Origin of the sequence: Rhodococcus sp. IEGM 1381 (genome assembly GCF_030056795.1) — a bacterium.
Lineage (GTDB): Bacteria > Actinomycetota > Actinomycetes > Mycobacteriales > Mycobacteriaceae > Rhodococcoides.
Window position 1 is genome coordinate 151,379 of record NZ_JASHKQ010000009.1, and the last position, 20,453, is coordinate 171,831.

Sequence of the window (20,453 nt, forward strand, 5' to 3'; positions counted from 1 at the left end):
GGAACTCAGTCTGCCTGCAGAACCAGCTTGGGTCCGGGGTCTGCCGACATGGGCACGCTGTCCCGCTGCAGCATCCAGCTGGCGATGTTGTGGAAAAGAGGGGCTGCCGACTGACCGCCGGAGCCGTCGGCGCTGCGTGTCGGGGCGTCGAGCATGATGCCGATCACGTAGCGAGGATCGTCGGCGGGCGCGATACCCGCGAACGTGATCCAGTAGTTCGAGTTGGAATAGCACTTGCATTCCGGATCGACCTGCTGAGCCGTACCGGTCTTGCCACTGATCTGGTAGCCCTCGACGCCGGCTGCCACTCCCGTCCCGCGCTGGTTACCCGTGTCGTCCTGGGTGACGGAACGGAACATGTTGCGAACCGTCTTCGCGGTATCGGGGCTGACCACATACACCCCGTCCGGCTGCTGGGTCTCGGTCCGCTGACCGTTGGCGTCCACCGTCGCCTCGACGATGCGCGGGGGGATGCGGACGCCGTCGTTGGCGATCGCCTGGTACATCCCGGTCATCTGCAGCAGCGTCATCGACAGGCCCTGACCGATCGGAAGGTTGGCGAACGTGCCGCCGGACCATTGATCCCGACTGGGCACGCTTCCCGCGCTCTCGTTCGGCAGACCGACGTCACTGCGCTGGCCGAGGCCGAACCTGCTGAGCATGTCGGCGTATCGGTCCTCGCCGACGCGTTGCGCCAGCATCAGCGTGCCGACATTGGAGGACTTACCGAACACGCCGGTCGAGGTGTACGGCGCGACACCGTGTTCCCACGCGTCCTTGACCGACACACCGGACATGAAGATGCTGCCCGGGACCTGAAGTACCTCGTCCGGCGTGGTGAGTCCGTATTCGATGGCCGCAGCCGCGGTGATGATCTTGTTGACCGAGCCCGGCTCGAACGGAGTGGTGACGGGCAGATTGCCCATCTCCTTGGTGCGCTCGTTGTTACCGACACCGATACCGGCGTTGAAGGTGTTGTCGTTCGACATCGCCAGCACTTCACCGGTCCGCGAATCCTGCACATAGGCAGACGCGTTCTTGGCTCCGGACAGGTCCTTCGCCAACTGCACCTGCTGCTGCACGTAGTACTGAAGGTCTGCATCGATTGTCAGTTCGACGCTGGAACCGTTGACCGCAGGCTGCTTGTCACGCCAGCTGCCGGGAATGACGGCACCGTCGGACCCACGGTCGTAGGTCTGCGAACCGTCGGTCCCGGCCAACGTCGCGTCGAGCGAATCCTCCAGGCCGAGCAGACCGTGTCCATCCCAACCGGTGGCACCGACGATGTTGGCGGCCAGAGATCCGCCCGGATACTCCCGAATGTCCTGGCGCTCCAGCCCGACCTGCTTGAAATCCGCACTGATCTTCGACGCCACGGTGGCGTCGACACCCCGCGCCAGATAGGTGAATTCGTCGTTGCTCTTCAGTTTCGCGAGCAGATCCTTCTCGCTGATCACGTCGCCGAGATCGTTGTGGATCCGCGCGGCGATGTCCTCGAGGTATTGCTCGGTCTCCGGCGCAGTGGGATCTTTCGCCCTGGCTTCGTCGAGTTCCTTACGGACCCGAACCGGCTGGAACGTCAGCGCTTTCGCCTCCATCGTGAAGGCGATCGGATTTCCGTTGCGATCGAGAATCGACCCGCGCATCGCGGGATCGACGAGGGTGGTGGTGCGCTGCGACGCCGACTCGGCCGACAGTCTCGGACCGTCGAAACCCTGAATCCACAACAATTGCACTGCCGCGACGGCCAGCGCCACGTACATCAGAATTTTGCCGGTTCCGTGACGGAACCGAAAAGTGGAGGAGTCGAGACGCTTTCGGCTCGGTGGCCGTCGACTCGGAGCAGGCGTAGGCCTGGTCACTGCCCGTCACCCGCGGCTTCTTCGGTGGCCGGAGCCGCAGGGGTAGCGGACGACGTGGTAGCTGCCGAGGGGGCTTCGGCCGACGGTGTCTCGAGCGAGGGGATGCTCATGGGAATGAATTGTTCAGCAAGCGCGGTGTTTCCAGCGCCATTGCTTGCACTCGGCGTGGCGGCACGAGTGTCGACCGTGCCCGACGTCCGGTTGGGCTGCGATGCGCTGCGCGGCGTCTGTTGCTGCGACTGTGTTCCCGCAGTGGGGACGGTGCCCTCGCCTGCAGCGGTGGGAGCTACCGGATCGAGCGGAGCAACCGGCGCACCGTCGGCCGGAGCCGGGGTACCCACGACCTGTACGCCGCCGTCGGGTGCGACGATCAAGCGCGCAGGATTCTTGGCCGGGACCATTCCCAGCCCGGCGGCCCTGCGGGCCAACTCGGGGGCGGATTCCGCCAACTCGACGTCCTTCTGCAGGGACGCCCGTTGCTGAGCAAGCTCGGTGTTGACGGCCTTGGCGGCGCTGAGGTCATAGGAGTCGCCGGCAGACCGTGTGGTCAGCAACAACGTCAAGCCGAGCCCGAGGGCGAGCAAGCCGATGATCAAGGCGACGAATGGAATTCGCGCAGCGATAGCACCTCCGTCGATGGACCGACGAGAGCCGGAACCACGAGCGGAGTCCGACGTGTGGATCGAGACGCGCTGCTGCCTGCGCTCGTACGCACGAAGAGCGGCACCGGATCGTCCACCGCCCTTACCCGTACGTTCAGGGCGCGAGAGTGGAGCCTGCGGAACGACCCTGTGCCGCGGTGCGGGAACCCGATTGCGTTGTGTTCCAACGGTTGTGCCTGGAACCGTCATTCCGCTCTCCTTGCAATCCGTTCGGCGGCGCGCAATCTCACCGGAGCCGAACGTGGGTTGACGTCGATTTCTTCATCCGAGGCACGCTCGGCACCTCTGGTCAGGAGCCGAAACTCCGGACCCATTCCGGGAAGCTCGACCGGTAGCCCCTCGGGGCTACGGGATTTGATCCGAGGGGCCAACTCCTGCTTGACGACTCGGTCCTCGAGCGACTGATACGACATGAAGACCACCCGGCCACCGACAGCCAAGGCGTCGAGCCCGGCAGGCACCGCAGACTTCAACGAGTCGAGCTCGCCGTTGACCTCGATACGCAGCGCTTGAAAGGTGCGCTTCGCCGGGTGCCCACCGGTGCGCCGCGTCGCGGCCGGGATTGCGGCGTAGAGCAGTTCGACCAACGGACCACTCGTGGTGAACGGCGTGTGCGCACGTCGTCGCAGAACAGCGGAGGCGATCTTGCCGGCGAATCGCTCTTCGCCGTAGGTGCTGAGGACCCGCGCAATGTCGCCGTGCGAGTAGGTGTTCAACACGTCGGCGGCGGTGATGCCCACCGTCGGATTCATCCGCATGTCCAGCGGCGCGTCGACGGAATAGGCGAACCCGCGATCGGACTCGTCCAGCTGCATCGACGACACTCCGAGATCGAACAGGATGGCATGGACGGATTCGAGTGCCGGCAGACCGGCTTCGTCGAGTGCCTCGGCAATGCCGTCGTAAGTCGTGTGTACCAACGTTATTCGATCGGCGAATGGGGCCAACCGGGATCCGGCGAGTCGGAGTGCGTCGGGATCGCGATCGAGCCCGATGAGGTGCAGGTGTGGATAGGTTCGGAGGAAATGTTCGGCGTGACCGCCCAGTCCCAGGGTCGCGTCGATCATGACGCGGGTGCCGTCTGCGGAATCGATTGCGGGGCCGAGTAATTCGTCGGCGCGGCCCAGTCGAACCGGTACGTGCAGCGGACCCGCGGATCGACGATCGGGTCGGTCGTCGGACGATGCGCTCTCGTCCCGCCCGTCGCCCTCCGTCATGGTTCCTCCCGGTCGTGCGTGCGTACGTCTCGCCCGGGTCCGGGCCGTGCGGGTTGCCCACGGACGCCGGTGCGAATGCTTCGAGGTCCCTGTCCGATAGGGAACCTGGCGTTGGGGAAGAACGTCAGGGTCCTGATCTGCGAAACCTGGCGTTGGGGAAGAACGTCAGGGTTCTGATCGGGCAGAGGCCTCGCTGCACTCGCAGGCGACCTGAGCGGGTTACAAGATTCCTCCGAGGGATTCGTCGAATGCGTCGGAGAAGTCCTGCTCGTTTTCAGCGGAGTAACGGGCCCATGCTTCGTCGTTCCAGATTTCGATGAAGTCCATCGAACCGATCACCACGCAGTTTCGTTCGAGTCCCGCGTAGCGACGGTGCTCTGGGCTGATGGTGATACGTCCCTGTCCGTCCGGCCGTTGCTCATCGGTTCCCGAAAAGAACTGACGAACGTAAGCGCGGGCTTTCGGGTTGGCACGAGACGCCGCCGTCAGCTTCCGAGACCGCTCTGCGAAGTCTGCCGCGGTGTAGACCGCGAGGCTGAAATCCTGCCCCTTGCTCACCATGACACCTCCTGCAAGCGCGTCCCGAAACTTGGCCGGCAACGTCAGTCGACCCTTGTCGTCGAGCTTCGGCGTGTAGGTACCGAGAAACACTCGCCACCTCCAGCCTCGACTCTCCGCTGCGGACCACTTTACCCCACTCTCCCCCACTTCGAACCATTCACCGAGCGAAAACTTTGAGCGACAACACATTTTCGCAGCTCAGAGACAGCAAGACTGCTCGAATTGACGATCAGCACCCGACCATCGAAAGTCGCCCCGATCAGACGAAGAGCACCCAAAGTCATGCTATTCGGCGGCATGACCAGGCTTTTCACACCACCGGCGGCGAAGCGGCACCGCCTTGAACGGCTCAATGGTGTTCAGGTGGGGAGAAGTGGGGACTTTTGCTGATCGTGGGGTGAAGTGGGGACGCGGCCCAACATCCGCCCGGCTACGACCGTTCGCATCGGGTGGCCGACGGCGGTGTGACAGAGGCGGCCGCAGCACGTGGTCCGATCACGGCAGAAACGACAGCAGCACCCCACCCGAAGGTGAGGTGCTGCTGTGCGTGACGCGTGAAGTTGTGGGAGCGAACCGGTATCGGGCGGGCTATTCGGAACCCGGTCGACTCAGTCCTGCTCGAACCTCTTTCGGAACCGATCTTCCATGCGAGAGGTGAAGCTGCCGCCTTTGCGGCCACCCTTCGGTTTCTGCCCGGCACCACGACCGGGGGTTTCGGCAGCACTGTTGGTTGTGCCACCTTCGTCCGGCGTCGCTGCGGCTCCCTTCTTGGAGCCGCCGAACAGAAACAGTGCCCCGGCACCGAACATGAACAAAAAGCCGATGAGACTGACGACGAGAAAAGCCAAGCTGTTCGTCGACAAAGCAACACCGGCGACGAGCAACACGAGTCCCACGACGAACAGCGCGGCAGCCTGAAAGCGCCTCCTGCTCGACGCCGCGCGAACGCGGCCGCCTCTCACATGAGACGCGAACTTGGGATCCTCGGCGTAGAGAGCGCTCTCGATCTGATCGAGCATGCGCTGCTCGTGCTCGGAGAGTGGCACGGTACCTCCCCCTGCACTGATATTGAAGGTCGTTTCGGTTGAGAAACGACGGGAAGCTGACCTTGGCGGCTACCTACTGACGATGATACGAGCTGAATCCGCTGCTTACCACCTACTCGCACGATGTGTTCCTGAGAAACGCCGAAGTTTTCGAGACGGGCGTCCCGGAAACTGCGGCCGAACACCGCGTGACGTGGCAGTTCACGCCCGTCGACCAGTTAGATGATCTATGCCGACAACGGTGTGGCCATCGGATCGACGGAGGCGAACCGCGACTGACCGCCGAGTCGATCGTCGACCGAGTTCAGAAAACGACTCACATGCCGGTAGAAATCGTCGGCATCGAGATCGGCGACCGTTCTCGACGCACCCGCTTCGACCGCGGCGCGGGTGGCCGAGAACGACGCGAAGTAGTCCGACCAGACGGCGAGTTCGGGTGCTGCCTTCACCATCAACACCCACGCGTTGCGCGAGCGCGGGCGCGCACCGATCGAGTTCGGCAACGACGCCAGTACTGCTGCCGCTCCTTTGAGCGCCGCGGCGTAGCTCCCGAGAAACCGATCACCCGCGTCGCTCTCCCCGATCGACTCGGACAACAGAGCATCGGCCCGACCGAGCAGAACCCGGGCCTGACGCGGCACCGGCGACCGCACGCCGGCATCGAATGCCTTCGTGATCGTCATACTCGAACACCTCCAGTTCGAATCTCCGGTGCGTACCTGACGCGCCCGGAACCGTGACGAAGCCTTACAGTCGAACTCCGGAGTATTCGACCCCCTGATTCGAGTCGAAGCCACCGGCGCACTCGGCCCCGATCATCGAACACCCGTTCGACGTTTTTCAATATAGCTGTGCCTACCGACAAGTTTCCGAAGAAAGGTTGAGGACAGTCGTCACCGATGCGCGGACAACGCCGTACCTGGTCGATCTGACGCCCCCAGAATTTCGCCTGCGCCTGCTCGAAGCACTGTCGATCTACGTCGAAGCCATGGGTTACCCACGCGGAACCGAGCAGAGCCGGGCGCCGATGTGGAGGGAACATCTGCACCGTCCTGGCTGGCGGGCGGTCGGAGCGCTGCTCCCGAGCTCCGACCCGAACCAGCCGGATTCACTGGTCGCAGTTGCCTACGGCTACCACGGTGCGCCCCATCAGTGGTGGCATCAACAGGTTCGCGACGGATTGCGCCGCTCGGGGCACCCTCCGCACAGTGTCGAGAACGCGTTGGGGGACTACTTCGAGCTGACCGAGCTCCACGTCCTACCGAGCGCTCAGGGATATGGCCTCGGCGGGCGATTGTGCCGTCGGTTGCTCGACGGTGTGAGCGCGGACAACGTGATGTTGTCCACACCCGAGGTGGCGCGAGAGGACAACCGGGCCTGGCGGCTCTATCGGCGGCTGGGCTTTGCGGACGTGCTGCGGGACTTCAGGTTCGCGGGCGATCGACGGCCCTTCGCCGTCCTGGGTCGCCGGTTGCCGCTGGACGGGCCAGTAGCCTGAAAGATGTGATCGATGCTGTGGTGGTGGGCTCCGGCCATAACGCCCTGACCTCCGCCTGCTACCTGACCGATGCCGGGTGGTCTGTCGAGGTTCTCGAACGCGACACCGTGGCCGGTGGCGCAGTATCCACCGTGGAGCGCTTTCCCGGACACCGCGTGGACCGCGGTTCGTCGGCGCACATCATGATTCGCCACACCGGCATCATCGAGGAGCTCGACCTCGCACAGTTCGGCCTGCGCTACATCGACTGCGATCCCTGGGCGTTCGCACCGGGGGCCGTCGACACCGATGAGCGCGCCATCGTCTTCCATCGCAGTCTCGATCGCACCTGCGACTCCATCGCCGCCGCGTGCGGGGCCGCGGACGCCCGCGCTTATCGCACGTTCGTCTCGGTCTGGGGTCCCCGTAGTGAACGAACCATGCGCGCGTTCAGCGGGCCGCCGACCGGTGCGAAGCTGCTCCGCTCCTTCTGGGGCCTCGGGGCTCCGGACGGGGGCAGCATGCTCTCCCGCGAATTCCTCGCCACCGGTGATTCGTTGTTGGACGAGATGTTCTCGAGCGAACGCCTCAAGGCCGCGCTGGCGTGGTTCGGTGCGCAGTCGGGGCCGCCGATGTCCGAGCCGGGTACCGCACCGATGGTCGGTTTCGCCGCTCTCATGCACACCCTTCCGCCAGGACGCGCCGTCGGCGGAAGTGGTGCGCTGACCGAGGCGATGATCGCCCGGCTACAGCGGGACGGGGCCGAGCTCACCCTCGGCGACGCCGTGACCACTCTCGTACGCCGTCCGTACGGCTGGACCACCAGGACCGCGTCGGGCCGGGAGATCGACAGCCGAGTCGTCGTTGCCGGATGTCATATCTTGACCACACTCGACCTGCTCGCCGACGGTGGGCACGACGCGGCGCAGATCGCACGGTGGCGCAGCACGATTCGAGTGGGACCGGGACTCGGTACTGCGGTCCGGCTGGCCACCGACGCCCTTCCGGTATATCCCAGTGCCGACCGAATCGAGGACGGCACCCACGGCCTTGCGCTGCTGGTCCGCGACCGCAGCCAGCTGCGCCTGGCGCACGGCCATGCACTCGCCGGTGATCTGCCTCCGACTCCGGCCGTGCTGGGAATGTCGTTCAGTGCCATCGACCCCACCATCTCGCCGCCGGGACAGCATCAGATCTCGCTGTGGTCGCAGTGGCATCCGCACACTCTCGCCGACGGCAGACGATGGCGTTCGGACGTCCCGGGTCAACGCTCGTTGGCCGAGTTCGAGGCGGACCGGATCGTAGCCGAGATGGATCGATACGCACCCGGGTTCGCCGGTGCAGTGCTGGACAGACACGTCCAGTCTCCGCCCGACATCGAGCGAGAGCTCGGGCTGATCGGAGGCAACATCATGCACCTGGACATGTCTCTGGACCAGATGATGATGTGGCGGCCACACCCGCAACTGGCCGGTCATCGAGTCCCGGGGGCGGACGGCCTGTATCTCACCGGCGCATCCACCCATCCCGGCGGCGGGGTCACCGCGGCCAGTGGTCGGTCTGCCGCACGAATCGCGATCGCCGACGCCCGCGCCGGACGCCGTCGGGAGTTCTTCCGAAGGAGGCGAGCATGAGGGTTGCACCGATCGTCGTGGCGGTCGCCGCTGTCGGCTGCCAGATCGTCTACCCACTGGTGTCGGGGTCGACTCGAGACGCGGTAACGGTGGCCGTGGTCGCGCTGCTCGCACTCGCGTCGATCCTGCATGCCGTACTGCACCGAGGAGCGGTGTGGGCCACCGTTCTGGTTCTCGTGACGGCAGGCACCGGGTTCGCATCCGAACTGGTGGGCACCGCCACCGGCATCCCTTTCGGCGAATACTTCTACGCACAGAATCGCTTGGGCCCCAGCCTGTTCGAGGTGCCCGTGGTGGTCCCGCTGGCCTGGACGGCCGGTTTCTACCCGATCTGGTGCGCGGTGAGCTACGTCGTTCGCCGTCTCGACACGACACAGGTCCGCGCCGCCGGCCTCCGGATCGCTGCGGTAGCGGTGGGCATGGTCGGCTGGGACCTCTATCTCGATCCGCAGATGGTCACCGACGGCCAATGGACGTGGACGGCCGGTGCCGTCGGCCTGCCGGGGGTGCCGTCCATCCCCCTGACCAACTACCTCGGCTGGCTGGTGGTGGCCACGTTGATGGCGGCGGTCATGGAGTCGCTCGACCGTGCCATCGGATCCCCTCGCCCGTCCGACACCCGGCTGCACACGTCCGACGATGCGGTACCGATCGGGCTGTTCCTGTGGACGTGGCTCGGGTCGGCACTCGCGCACGCCGTATTCCTCGACGGTCCGGAACTCCGATTCTCGGCGGTGTACGGGTTCCTCGCGATGGGCGCGGTCGGCATACCGCTGGTGTGGATCGGCGGCCGCGGCCGCGCGCGTCGCCCACGATCGCGCGCAGCAGTCTCCGGTCTCGGTACCGACACGCCTCGCTGACAACCCCTGCCGACTGACATCGGCTCGATGCCCTGGCACGATATCGCTGTGCAGTCGACATCGCGAACATCTCACCGAACCCACCGCCGCAGAGTTCTCTCGGTGGTCGCACTGGCTCTGCTGGTCGCGCCGATGCTGGCCGGGTGCCTACGGGTCCAGGTCACGATGGGGGTCTCGGCGAACGATCGGGTGGCGGGCCAGATCGTGGCGGCCAGTGTGCCGACCTCCGACTCCGATACCGGCCCGGAGCTGGTGGTTCCGTCCTCGATCGAGGACAAGGTGCGGGTCGAGCCGTACAACCAGGACGGATACGTCGGCTCACAGGCCATTTTCGACGATCTCTCGTTCGGCGATGTGCAGACGCTCGGCTCCATCTTCCAGAACGCCGCCGGATCGTTCCAGCTGGAGCTTCAGCGATCGGGTGACACCGTCACCTTGGCGGGCGACGCCGACCTGTCCTCGGTTCCGGCTCAGGGTTCGGACGTGCAGTTCACCATTGCATTTCCGGCCCGCATCGGAACGACGAACGGCACCCGCGAGAGCGACAACTCCATCTCCTGGAAGTTGCCTGCAGGCGAAGTGACGTCGGTGCGCGCCGAGGTCAACTATCCCGATCCCAATACCAGGAGCTTCGCCGGCTGGGCAGGCATCGTCGGTGGAGTGACCGTCGGCGTCGCGGCCATCATCGGAGCCATGGCCTGGGTCTCGCGCAACCCACCGCTGCGCAATCGGCAGCCGCGCGGACCCGAGGCGGACAGTCCGACCGACAGAACGTCGGTGTGACCGACCGACTCCTCGCACGAACGACAGCGACCGCTGCCGTCCTGGCAACGGCCTCGGCTGCAGTGTCGCTGTTCAATCTGCGATTCACGCCCGGCTTGCGTACTCCGGATCGTGACATCGCCGAACGCATCGTCGTCTGCATTCCCGCCCGCAACGAGGTAGCGACACTGCCCTTGTTGATCGGCGATCTCACCCGTCAACGATCGTGCACCGACCTGCAGGTCATCGTCCTCGACGACGACTCCAGCGATGGAACGGCGTCGGCTGCCCGCACGGCCGCCGCCGGTGACCCGAGGATTCGCGTCGTGACCTCGGATGCCGCTCCCCCTGCCGGCTGGACCGGCAAGGCCGCCGCGTGCGCCGAGCTGGCAAGACTGGCCGACGAAGGCGACGCACAGGCGTCGCTGATCATGTTCGTCGACGCCGACGTACGACTCGCGCCCGGTGCAGTGGCGGCCGCTGCCGGGGCGCTGCGACGCCGCGATGCGGCGCTGCTGTGCCCGTGGCCCGAACAGCTGGTCGGCAGTGTCGCCGAGCGACTCGTTCAACCGCTGCTCGCGTGGTCCTGGATGTCCACTCTTCCCGTGCCGCTGGCCAACTCGACGCTGCTGCCCTCGATGGCGGTGGCCTGTGGTCAGTTCATGGCATTCGACGCCGCCGCTTATCGCGCCATCGGGGGCCACGGCCGCGTCGCGGCCAGCGCAACCGAAGATCTCGATCTGGCACGCATCCTCCGCCGCCGAGGCATGTCGACGGCGGTGGTGTCGGGAACAGGCTTCGTCAGCTGCCGGATGTACGACTCGGCTACCGACCTTCGATCCGGGTACAGCCGGTGGCTGTGGAACGAGTTCGGCGGCCCGGTCGGTTCGGTCACCGCAACATTGGCGTCGGCCGCGATCTACCTGGTGCCGCCGATAGCGGCACTCACGGCCTCAGGATCCGTGCGTCGGCTCGGCTGGTCCGGATACCTCGCGGGCACCGTGTCTCGAATGGCCTGCCGCCGAGGTGAATCGGGACCGCGGTTCGGCGTCGACGATGTGCTCGCCGCGGTACTGCATCCGGTGTCGATTCTCGCCTTCACCGGACTCGTCGCGGAATCCCACGTCCGCAGGCAACGCGGATCGTTGACGTGGAAGTCGCGTCCCTCGCCCTCGCCCAGCGCTGACGCGACTACACCCGCGCGGGGGCGAGCCCCAGGTTGCACAACACCTCACGGGTGGCGCGGGCAAAGTTCAACGTGATGAAGTGCAATCCGGGTGCACCTTCGGAGATCAACCGCTCGCCGATGTTCGTGGCGAGTTCGATGCCCACCTCTCGGACGGCGGCGCGGTCCTCTTCGGGCCCGGATCCGGCTGCGCGAGTGAACTTCTCGTCCAGAGAGGACGGCAGCGTGGTGCCCGAGAGCTCGAGCATCCGGCGAACCGACCGGAGTGATGTGATGGGCATGATCTCGGGGATGATCGGTTTGGCACCCTGCTCGGCGTCGTACGCAGACACGCGATCGCGCAGCCGCAGATAGTCGTCCACATCGAAGAACATCTGGGTGATCGAGTACTCGGCCCCGGCACGGAGCTTGCCGACCAGGCACTTGGTGTCCTGTTCGAGGTCGTCGGCGCGGTGGTGTCCTTCGGGGAACGACGCCACTCCGACGTGGAAGTCGCCGAGATCGCGCACCAACCGAACGAGTTCCTCCGCGTACTCGACTCCGTCGGGATGCTTCGCCCAGTCACCGAGTGGATCGCCTGGAGGGTCTCCGCGCAGCACGAGGATGTTGGTGATGCCGCGGTCGGCGTAGGACCCCACCATCGACCGCAACTCGTCGACACTGTGTGAAACAGCAGTGAGATGCGCCACGGGCAGCAGCGTGGTCTCCTCCGCAATCTGTCCGGTGACGCGCACCGTCCGATCACGCGTCGAGCCTCCGGCACCGTATGTCATCGACACGAAGGCGGGCGCGAGCTGCTCGAACTCACGAACTGCACGCCACAACCTGGCCTCGGCTGCAGCATCGCGCGGCGGCGAGAACTCGACAGAGAACGGGATTCTGGCTTCCGGTTCACTGCGCAGTCGGTCGACGATGGACGGCGTCTTCGTCACGAACCCTCGGCTCGCCCGCCCCCGGACGGATTCTTCGCTCACCCGAAGATCATAGGTTGCGCGTCGGCACAGCCCGTCAGGCCTCCCGGGCGTCGGTGTTCGCTGCACGTCGGCGCGTGGCTGTGGACGGCTACTAGTCTGGGAACCACATTCCGACGCACCCACCGCACACCTTGGAGGATCGTCCTGTCCGGAGACTTGTCCTCGCCCGTCGTCGACACCCCCACCGCTGCACTCGGACCGGAGGCGCTTCGCGCTGCCGTGGACGCGAAGCTCGCCGAGTTCTTCGCCACGCGCCGCGAGGTCGTCGACACCGTCGGCGGTGGCTACCCCGCAGCCGTGGCAGATCTCGAAGCGTTCGTGCTGCGCGGCGGCAAGCGCATGCGCCCCGCGTTCGCCTGGACGGCGTGGCTCGGTGCGGGTGGCGAACCCACCGGTTCGCGGTCCGACGCAGTGCTTCGCGCCTGCTCGGCGCTCGAACTGATTCAGGCCTGCGCCCTGATCCACGACGACATCATCGATTCGTCCAGCACCCGCCGCGGCTTTCCGACCGTGCACGTCGGCTTTGCCCGACGGCATCGGGACGCGGGCTGGTCCGGCTCCTCCGACCATTTCGGCGAGTCGGCCGCCATCCTCGTCGGTGATCTCGCCCTGTGCTGGGCCGACGATCTGCTCCGCGAGTCGGGCATCGACGACGACGCCGCGCGCCGGGCCCAGCCGGTGTGGTCGGCCATGCGCACCGAGGTTCTGGGTGGCCAACTCCTCGATATCGAGGCCGAAGCAGGCACCGACGAAGGGGTGGCGGCTGCGATGCGGGTCAATCGCTTCAAGACCGCCGCATACACGGTGGAACGACCACTGCACCTCGGCGCAGTTCTGGCGGATGCAGACGAAGACCTGATCGCTGCGTATCGCAGCTTCGGGGCCGACATCGGGATCGCGTTCCAATTGCGCGACGACCTGCTCGGAGTGTTCGGCGATCCCGAGGTAACCGGCAAACCGTCGGGCGACGACATCACCGAGGGCAAGCGCACCGTGCTCATCGCGTCGGCGCTGAGGCAAGCCGACGAGAACCGGCCCGATCTTGCAGCCACGATCCGGGCCAGCCTCGGAACCGAACTCGATGCCGATGCAGTGGCCGATATGCGTTCGATTCTGGTCGAACTAGGAGCAGTCGACGCCGTCGAACGGCAGATCGACGAGCTCGGCGCTCGGGCGGTCGCGGCCCTCGACAGCAGTTCGATCGAGCCGATCGCTGCCGCGCATCTGCGCGCCATGGCAACCGCCGCAATCAAGCGGCAGTACTGAAAGTGAGCGTCATGTCTTCGATTCGCACGGTCACCGGACCCACCGACCGGGTCGTGGTGGTAGGAGCTGGATTGGCTGGATTGGCTGCCGGTCTGCATCTGCTCGGAGCAGGCAAGAAGGTCACCATCGTCGAACGAGACGAGACCGTGGGCGGCCGAGTCGGGGTATATCCGGTGTCCGACACCGACGGCTCGCATCTGTACGACATCGACAACGGCGCAAGCGTGTTGACCATGCCCAACCTGGTGCTCGAGGCCCTGGCGGCAGTGGGTGCCGATTTCGAGTCGACGACACCGCAGATCCGGCTCACGGCCCTGTCGCCGTCGTATCACACGCGGTACGCCGACGGTACGTCGATCGATGTCTACTCGGACCCGGAGGCGATGGCGGCCGAGGTGGAACGGACCTGCGGGCCCGCCGAGGCGCAGGGATACCGCAACCTGCGTCGGTGGCTGGCCGACATCTTCGATGCCGAATTCGACCGGTACATCGACTCGAACTTCGATTCCCCACTCGATCTCGTGGGCTCGAAGGCTGCTATTCGCGACACCGCCACGCTGACCAAGCTGGGCGGCTTCGGTCGGCTCGGACCGCGTGTCGATCGGTTCCTGAAGGACACCCGGCTGCGACGCGTGTTCACCTTTCAAGCGCTCTACGCAGGCATGGCACCGCAGAAGGCTCTCGCGGTCTACGGCGCTATCGCACACATGGACACGTCCCTCGGCGTCTTCTTCCCCGAGGGCGGCATGGCGGCCATCGCCAGGGCCATGGCCGACGCGTTCGTCACCGCGGGCGGAACACTCGACCTCGGCACCGAGATCGTCGACATCACCGTCGACCGCGGCCGTGCCGATTCCGTGCTGACCGCGACCGGCCATCGAATCGCCTGCGACGCACTCGTTCTCACCGCCGACCTGCCCGTGGTCGATCGACTCCTGGACCGGGCGTCGGTGTCGAAGAAGGGCAGGCGCAACGGCTACGGCGTCGTTTCACCGTCGGCGGTCGTCGCGCACGGAACCGTCCCCGTCGAACAGACCGCGAACTGGCCCGCGCGCGCGCATCACACCATCGACTTCGGCGACGAATGGGCCGAGACGTTCCGAAGGATCACCGCCAAGGCGGGCAAGGGATCGTTGATGGCCGATCCCTCGTTGCTCATCACCCGGCCTTCGGTGAGCGATCCGAACCTCGAAGTGGTGCGCGACGGTGTCCGCAGTGAGCCGGTGTCGATATTGGCACCGTGTCCCAATCTGGACAGCGCTCCACTGGCGTGGGCGGAATTGGCGCAGCCCTACCTCCGCGAAATACTGACGACGATGGAGGGTCGCGGGTACACGGGACTTCTGGACGGGTTCGTAGTCGACCACATAGACACACCCGAGACCTGGGCGCAGAAGGGCATGATCGAAGGGTCGCCGTTCTCGTCCGCTCACGTGTTCCGGCAGACCGGGCCGTTCCGACGCAAGAACATGGTCGCCGGACTCGACAACGTGGTTCTCGCCGGCTCCGGCACGACGCCGGGCGTGGGCGTTCCGACGGTTCTGGTGTCGGGGAAGCTCGCCGCCGAGCGGGTGACAGGACGCTCCGGGCGGTAGCTTCGCTCGATTCACTGCATCGACCAACTAAGCTGAACGCGATCGTTTGCCGGTCGCGTTCATTGCTGCGACCATGATCGTTCGGCGACCGGCGAAAACGCATCGGCTTCAGATGTAGATCGCGAACAAAACACATTCGTTGCAGAGGAGGAGTAGGCGGCAATGTCTTCGATTTCGTCGCACTCCACCTCCGAGGATCGATCGTCGAACGACGCCTCGGCGTCGTCGACCTCACCACGACCGTCGAGAATGACAGCCACGGGTAACTTTCTCCGCAGCCCGGAGGGCAAAGCGGCAATCCTCGGTGTCGTCGGGGCCGTCTGCATCACGTTCGGCGGGTTCGGCGCGGGTAGCGTGCGCCGACGCGATCCGCTCCTCGAGGAGATGCACCTGTCGTGGCTGCGATTCGGCCACGGATTCGTACTGTCGACCATCATCGTCTGGGTCGGCGTACTTCTGATGATCACCGCCTGGGTCCGGCTCGGGCGCGCGACCCTGCACGGACGCACCACGGTCGGCGAACTGAGGTGGATCGTTCCGGCATGGACTGCACCGCTGTTGCTGTCGGTACCGATGTTCAGTCGCGACGCCTACTCCTACCTGGCTCAGGGTGCCCTGCTCCGTGACGGTTTCGATCCGTACGGCGTTGGTCCCGTTGCCAATCCAGGGGTTCTGCTCGACAACGTCAGCAATGTCTGGACCACGACGACAGCCCCCTACGGTCCCCTGTTCCTGCTACTCGGGCGCGGTATCACCACGTTGACGGGCGACAACGTCATCGCCGGGACCATGCTCCTGCGCCTGACCATGCTGCCCGGTTTGGCTCTGATGATGTGGGCGGTTCCGCGGCTGGCCAAGCACCTCGGCGGTCGAGCGACCACTGCTGTGTGGCTCGCGGTACTCAACCCCCTGGTGCTGATCCACCTGATCGGCGGGGTGCACAACGAGTTGCTCATGGTGGGCCTGATGACGGCCGGCATCGTGTTGGCCCTCGAACATCGCCACGTGGCCGGCATCGCGCTGGTGGCGATAGCGGTGGCGATCAAGGCAACCGCCGGCCTGGCACTGCCCTTCCTGGTCTGGATCTGGATGTTGCACGTACGGGACAAGGCCCGCGCCGAAGGCCGAACGCCGCCCACACCGGTGCTGGTGTTCGCGAAGACCGCAGGTATCGGAGCCTCGGTCTTCGTTGCGGTGTTCGCGGTGTCCTCCGTGGTCGCCGGCGTGGGAATCGGGTGGCTGACAGCGCTCTCGGGATCGGCGAAAATCATCAACTGGCTCTCGCTGCCCACGATTCTCGCGCACCTGGTGACCGTCGGTACCTCATGGTTCCTCGATCTTCGACTGGACCCGGTTCTCTACGTCATGCGGCTGCTGTGCTCGATCGCCCTGGTGGTGATCCTCGCTGCAGCCTGGTGGTGGGGCCGCAAGTCCGAGCGAAACGCCGTCAAGGGCATCCTGATCGCCCTCGTCGCCACGGTCGTTCTCTCCCCCGCTGCCCTGCCCTGGTACTACTCGTGGCCGCTGGCGATCGCCGCCGGCTTCGCCCTGTCTCGAACGACGCTCATGGTCCTGACCGGTCTGTCGACATGGCTCATGCTCGTCTTCCAACCCGACGGTGCCATCGGCCTGTACAACATCGTGCACGTGGCGCTGGCCGTCATCGCGGCCGTGGTTGCCGCCCTCGCGTTGACGCGCGTCGACCCACTGCGTTTGCGATCGGACCGATCCAGGGAACACCGTGCCGTGCCGAACGCTCCCAAGAACACTGCATCCGAACCGACCGGAGACGAGTCCACGTCATGAGGTTTTCGCGATGAAAGAACTGGACGACATCGATCCGGCGCTGCACGAGGCGTATCGAATCTGTCGCGAGCTCAACGCCCAGCACGGTAAGACCTACTTCCTCGCCACCCGCCTGCTGCCCACCGACAAGCGCGCAGCAGTGCACGCGCTGTACGGATTCGCCCGCATGGTAGACGACATCGTCGACCTCGAAGGCACCGATATCGCCGTCGGATCGGACGAGCTCAACGCTCGCCGCATCGTCGAACTCGACGTGATCGAATCCCGAGTGCGCGACGCCTTGGCCGGAAAGCCGTTGCCACACAGCGTCACCGACCAGGTATTGAGCGCACTGTGCGACACCGTGGTGCGGTACGACATTCCGCACGACTACTTCTTCGCGTTCATGCACTCGATGCGCATGGACATTCCGGGCAGCGATGTGTTCGTCTCGCGTTACCGGACGATGGAACAACTGCGCGAATACATGTACGGCTCCGCCGCGGTCATCGGCCTGCAGATGTTGCCGATCCTGGGAACCGTCGTCGAACGGTCCGAGGCCGAGCCTCCTGCCGCGGCCCTGGGCGAGGCGTTCCAGCTGACGAACTTCATCCGGGACATGGGCGAGGACCTCGATCGCGATCGAATCTATCTCCCCACCGACGAGCTGGCTGCCTTCGGAGTCGACGAAGAACTGCTGCGCTGGTGTCGCACGACGGGCCGTGTCGATGCCCGGGTCACCCGTGCTCTCGCGCACCTGATCGCCGTCACCCGCTCGATCTATCGCACGTCCGATGCCGGTATCGACATGCTCGACCCGCGCGTGCGTCCGTCGATGCGTACGGCGTCGATCCTCTACGGCCGGATTCTGGACGAGGTCGAGTCGCAGGGCTATCGTGTGCTTTCCCAGCGGGCAACGGTGCCGCAGTGGACTCGGGCCCGAATCGCACTTCCACAGTTCGCCGTCACCGGCTTCAAGCGCGCGACCGTCCGCTAGAAGGCCATGGTCCGCTAGAAGGCCATGGCCTGTGCGCGCCTGATCACTTCGCGCATCAGATCGCCGTGCAGTGCGGCCACGGGCGCGCCGGGCAAGCTCTCGTCCTCGGTGAACAGCCACCGCAGGATTTCTTCGTCCTCGTAGCCGCCGTCGTGCAGCACGGCCAACAAGCCGGGCAGACCTTTGACGATGGTGCCCGTCCTCGCGTCGAGGAACTGCTCGGGAACACCGGGCACACGCGAACGCTTCAGAGCCAGCAGCTGGCGATCTCGAACGAGCTGCTCGACACGGGTCTTGGGAACGTCGAGGATCTTCGCGACGTCGGCGAACTGCAGCAGAGACACCGACGGATCGAGCACGTCGTCGGCATAGGGAATGGCACTCACGCAGGTAACGTTAACGGGTCCGGCGTCCAGACTTCAAAAACGGCAGACCGGCAGGGAGAGCAAGACGATCGCCGATGGCCGGTCGACGCACCGATACGATCGGCGTCGTAGGTCCGGCACCGAAGCGGACAGCACAGTAACCAGAGCAGTGGACGACGAGAGGAGGTTCGGTGATACCGGGTTCGATGCTCGATCGTCGATACCGTATCGACGGACCGATCGCACGGGGCGGTATGTCGACGGTCTATCGCGGCCTCGACACCAGGCTCGATCGCCCGGTCGCGGTGAAGATCATGGATCCGAAGTTCGCCGAGGATCCGCAGTTCGTCCAGCGATTCGAGTTCGAGGCACGGGCCGTGGCCAGGCTCAGCCATCCGGGCCTCGTCGCTGTCTACGACCACGGGCGGGACGGCGAGCACGCCTTCCTGGTCATGGAACTCGTCGAGGGCGGGACTCTGCGTGAGCTCCTGCGTGAGCGTGGCCCGATGCCACCGCACGCGGCGGTCGCCGTCGTGCGGCCGGTTCTCGAGGCGCTCGCGGTCGCCCACCGAGCAGGGTTGGTGCACCGCGACATCAAACCCGAGAACATTCTGATCAGTGACGACGGCGACGTGAAGATCGCCGATTTCGGACTCGTGCGCGCCATCGCAGCCTCCACGGTCACGTCCAGCAGTGTGATTCTGGGCACCGCCGCGTACCTGTCTCCCGAGCAGGTCACCACCGGCTCGGCGTCCGCGAGCAGCGACGTCTACGGCGTCGGGATCGTGCTTTTCGAGCTGCTGACCGGACGCACCCCGTTCACCGGCGACACCTCGCTGTCCATCGCCTATCAGCGCATCGACAACGACGTACCGCTCCCCTCCACCTTCATTGCGGGCGTTCCGCCGCAGTTCGACGACGTGGTCCAGCACGCGACCGTCCGCGCCCCGGAACACCGGTACCGCAACGCCGACGACATGGCGCGCGCGCTGCGCGGGGCCGCGTCGGCACTGGCGCTGCCGGACTATCGAGTACCCGCGCCGAAGCGATCGGCCGAGCATCTGAGCTCCGCCGCCGCAGGAGCACCGACGACGGTGGCCGGTGATCGTGCTCCGTCCGCTCGCACCCAGGTGGTCCAGGATTCTCCGCCCCCGCCCCCGCAACACGGGGTGCAGCACACCAGGGTGGTGACGTCACCGACCTCACGAGGTGTCGAATACAGCCCGGAGGACGACTATGCGCCGCCCGCCGATCCACCTGCGACGGGCCGAGGGCAGTACCGTTTCCCGGACTTCGAGGCAGATCGACAGCGCTCGCGTCGAGTGATCGTCATCTGGCTCCTTGTCGTCGCCCTCCTCGCCGTGCTCGTCGGCTTCGGCGGCTGGTGGATGGGGTCAGGTCGTTACACCGCCGTCCCGATGGTCGACGGGCTCGACACCACCGGTGCCACCAGCGCCGTCGAGGCCGCCGGGCTGCAAGCTGCGGTGCGCGGAACCTACTCGGACTCCGTGGACACCGACCTTCTCATCGGCACCGACCCCACCGGCGGATCGCGAATCGCCAAGGGCGACACAGTGTTTCTGCTGGTGTCACTGGGTAGCCCGAGTGTCCCCTCGATCGACGCGAGCGCGTCCGTCGCCGATATGGAACAGCAACTGCGAGACCGGACCTTCACTCCCGTCGACGGCGGCGAGGCCTTCAGCACCACCGCTCCCATCGGCGGGGTCGCAGCACTGGACCCACCGCCCGGCACTGTCCTGACCACCGGAAGCTCGGTGACGGTACTGCGCAGCAAAGGCGCGCCGCCGGTCGAGGTGCCCGACGTACGCGGCCAGAGCGTCGACCAGGCCCGCACGACGCTCGAATCTGTGGGAATCACCGTCGGCGAGGTTCGGGAGAGGTTCGACGACGAGACCGACGGCGGCAAGACGATCGGAACGACGCCGGAAGCCGGGCAGACGGTCAGATCGGGAAGCACCGCCGTGCTCGAAGTGTCCAACGCCGTCACCGTGCCGTCGCTGCTCGGGCGTTCGGTCGGTTCGGCGCGCACGACGCTCGCAGCCCTGGGCTTGACCATCGACGTCCGTCAGGTAGTCGATACGGACGGCTCGCTGGTGATCACCCAGAGCCCCGGAGCCGGTTCCAATTTGGAACCGGGCTCCGAGGTGATGGTCGTCTCGCTCCCCTGAGCCGGATGTTGCGGC

General features: G+C 65.7%; 18 protein-coding genes. 10 read left to right on the forward strand and 8 right to left on the reverse strand.

The genetic code is table 11. From position 1 onward, the window contains the following. Window positions 1-5: 5 nt before the first annotated feature. The 6 genes from QM797_RS19035 to QM797_RS19060 form a co-directional block, all read right to left on the reverse strand. Window positions 6-1,862 (reverse strand): peptidoglycan D,D-transpeptidase FtsI family protein, encoded by a 1,857-nt coding sequence (locus QM797_RS19035; protein ID WP_283277216.1) that lies wholly within the window; start codon window positions 1,860-1,862, stop codon window positions 6-8. Further along, window positions 1,859-2,713: a cell division protein FtsL gene (gene ftsL / locus QM797_RS19040; RefSeq protein WP_283277217.1), complete on the reverse strand. Its 855-nt coding sequence runs from the start codon at window positions 2,711-2,713 to the stop codon at window positions 1,859-1,861. Before ftsL ends, QM797_RS19035 begins: the two co-directional genes overlap by 4 nt. Next, window positions 2,710-3,741 carry a 16S rRNA (cytosine(1402)-N(4))-methyltransferase RsmH gene (gene rsmH / locus QM797_RS19045; protein WP_283277218.1) on the reverse strand — a complete coding sequence of 344 codons (1,032 nt, stop codon included), beginning with the start codon at window positions 3,739-3,741 and terminating at the stop codon, window positions 2,710-2,712. The genes ftsL and rsmH overlap by 4 nt, the downstream gene beginning before the upstream one ends. 219 nt (window positions 3,742-3,960) lie before the next feature. Then, window positions 3,961-4,392, reverse strand: coding sequence for a division/cell wall cluster transcriptional repressor MraZ (mraZ, locus tag QM797_RS19050; RefSeq protein ID WP_027497352.1), 432 nt, complete (start codon window positions 4,390-4,392; stop codon window positions 3,961-3,963). A 518-nt stretch (window positions 4,393-4,910) separates the two neighbouring features. Next, the gene (locus QM797_RS19055) at window positions 4,911-5,348 is read right to left on the reverse strand and encodes an SCO2097 family morphological protein (RefSeq protein WP_283277219.1); all 438 of its coding nucleotides are present in this window, start codon (window positions 5,346-5,348) and stop codon (window positions 4,911-4,913) included. A gap of 227 nt (window positions 5,349-5,575) precedes the next feature. After that, window positions 5,576-6,031: an SAV_6107 family HEPN domain-containing protein gene (locus QM797_RS19060; RefSeq protein ID WP_283277220.1), complete on the reverse strand. Its 456-nt coding sequence runs from the start codon at window positions 6,029-6,031 to the stop codon at window positions 5,576-5,578. Between the two features lie 197 nt (window positions 6,032-6,228). On the opposite strand from QM797_RS19060, the gene QM797_RS19065 reads away from it, so the two are divergent. Genes QM797_RS19065 through QM797_RS19085 form a run of 5 tightly spaced genes read left to right on the forward strand, consistent with a single transcriptional unit; the run spans window position 6,229 to window position 11,343 of the window. Beyond that, the gene (locus QM797_RS19065) at window positions 6,229-6,846 is read left to right on the forward strand and encodes a GNAT family N-acetyltransferase (protein ID WP_283277221.1); all 618 of its coding nucleotides are present in this window, start codon (window positions 6,229-6,231) and stop codon (window positions 6,844-6,846) included. A 5-nt stretch (window positions 6,847-6,851) separates the two neighbouring features. Further along, window positions 6,852-8,459, forward strand: coding sequence for a phytoene desaturase family protein (locus QM797_RS19070; protein ID WP_283277222.1), 1,608 nt, complete (start codon window positions 6,852-6,854; stop codon window positions 8,457-8,459). Then, entirely contained in the window at window positions 8,456-9,319 is an 864-nt protein-coding gene (locus QM797_RS19075) for a carotenoid biosynthesis protein (RefSeq protein ID WP_283277223.1), read from the forward strand. The genes QM797_RS19070 and QM797_RS19075 overlap by 4 nt, the downstream gene beginning before the upstream one ends. A gap of 27 nt (window positions 9,320-9,346) precedes the next feature. After that, window positions 9,347-10,102: an LppM family (lipo)protein gene (locus tag QM797_RS19080; RefSeq protein WP_283277224.1), complete on the forward strand. Its 756-nt coding sequence runs from the start codon at window positions 9,347-9,349 to the stop codon at window positions 10,100-10,102. Next, window positions 10,099-11,343 carry a glycosyltransferase family 2 protein gene (locus tag QM797_RS19085; protein WP_283277225.1) on the forward strand — a complete coding sequence of 415 codons (1,245 nt, stop codon included), beginning with the start codon at window positions 10,099-10,101 and terminating at the stop codon, window positions 11,341-11,343. Before QM797_RS19080 ends, QM797_RS19085 begins: the two co-directional genes overlap by 4 nt. On the opposite strand, the gene metF is transcribed toward QM797_RS19085, so the two are convergent. Then, window positions 11,273-12,199, reverse strand: a complete 927-nt coding sequence (metF, locus tag QM797_RS19090; RefSeq protein WP_283277249.1) for a methylenetetrahydrofolate reductase [NAD(P)H] — start codon at window positions 12,197-12,199, stop codon at window positions 11,273-11,275. The two genes, QM797_RS19085 and metF, sit on opposite strands and share 71 nt — an antisense overlap. A 198-nt stretch (window positions 12,200-12,397) precedes the next feature. Between metF and QM797_RS19095 the strand changes: the two genes are divergently transcribed. The 4 genes from QM797_RS19095 to QM797_RS19110 all read left to right on the forward strand — a co-directional run bounded on the left by QM797_RS19095 (window position 12,398) and on the right by QM797_RS19110 (window position 17,884). After that, window positions 12,398-13,507: a polyprenyl synthetase family protein gene (locus QM797_RS19095; protein WP_283277226.1), complete on the forward strand. Its 1,110-nt coding sequence runs from the start codon at window positions 12,398-12,400 to the stop codon at window positions 13,505-13,507. Between the two features lie 11 nt (window positions 13,508-13,518). Continuing rightward, window positions 13,519-15,102 carry a phytoene desaturase family protein gene (crtI, locus tag QM797_RS19100; RefSeq protein WP_283277227.1) on the forward strand — a complete coding sequence of 528 codons (1,584 nt, stop codon included), beginning with the start codon at window positions 13,519-13,521 and terminating at the stop codon, window positions 15,100-15,102. Between the two features lie 162 nt (window positions 15,103-15,264). Continuing rightward, entirely contained in the window at window positions 15,265-16,908 is a 1,644-nt protein-coding gene (locus tag QM797_RS19105; RefSeq protein ID WP_283277228.1) for an alpha-(1->6)-mannopyranosyltransferase A, read from the forward strand. A 10-nt stretch (window positions 16,909-16,918) separates the two neighbouring features. Beyond that, window positions 16,919-17,884: a phytoene/squalene synthase family protein gene (locus QM797_RS19110; protein ID WP_283277229.1), complete on the forward strand. Its 966-nt coding sequence runs from the start codon at window positions 16,919-16,921 to the stop codon at window positions 17,882-17,884. Between the two features lie 14 nt (window positions 17,885-17,898). On the opposite strand, the gene QM797_RS19115 is transcribed toward QM797_RS19110, so the two are convergent. Next, window positions 17,899-18,270 carry an Rv2175c family DNA-binding protein gene (locus tag QM797_RS19115; protein ID WP_032379055.1) on the reverse strand — a complete coding sequence of 124 codons (372 nt, stop codon included), beginning with the start codon at window positions 18,268-18,270 and terminating at the stop codon, window positions 17,899-17,901. Between the two features lie 185 nt (window positions 18,271-18,455). Here QM797_RS19115 and pknB point away from each other — a divergent pair, with 185 nt between their 5' ends. Beyond that, a complete protein-coding gene (gene pknB, locus QM797_RS19120) occupies window positions 18,456-20,438 on the forward strand; it encodes a Stk1 family PASTA domain-containing Ser/Thr kinase (protein ID WP_283277250.1) in 1,983 nt (660 codons plus the stop codon). The last annotated feature ends 15 nt before the right edge of the window (window positions 20,439-20,453 follow it).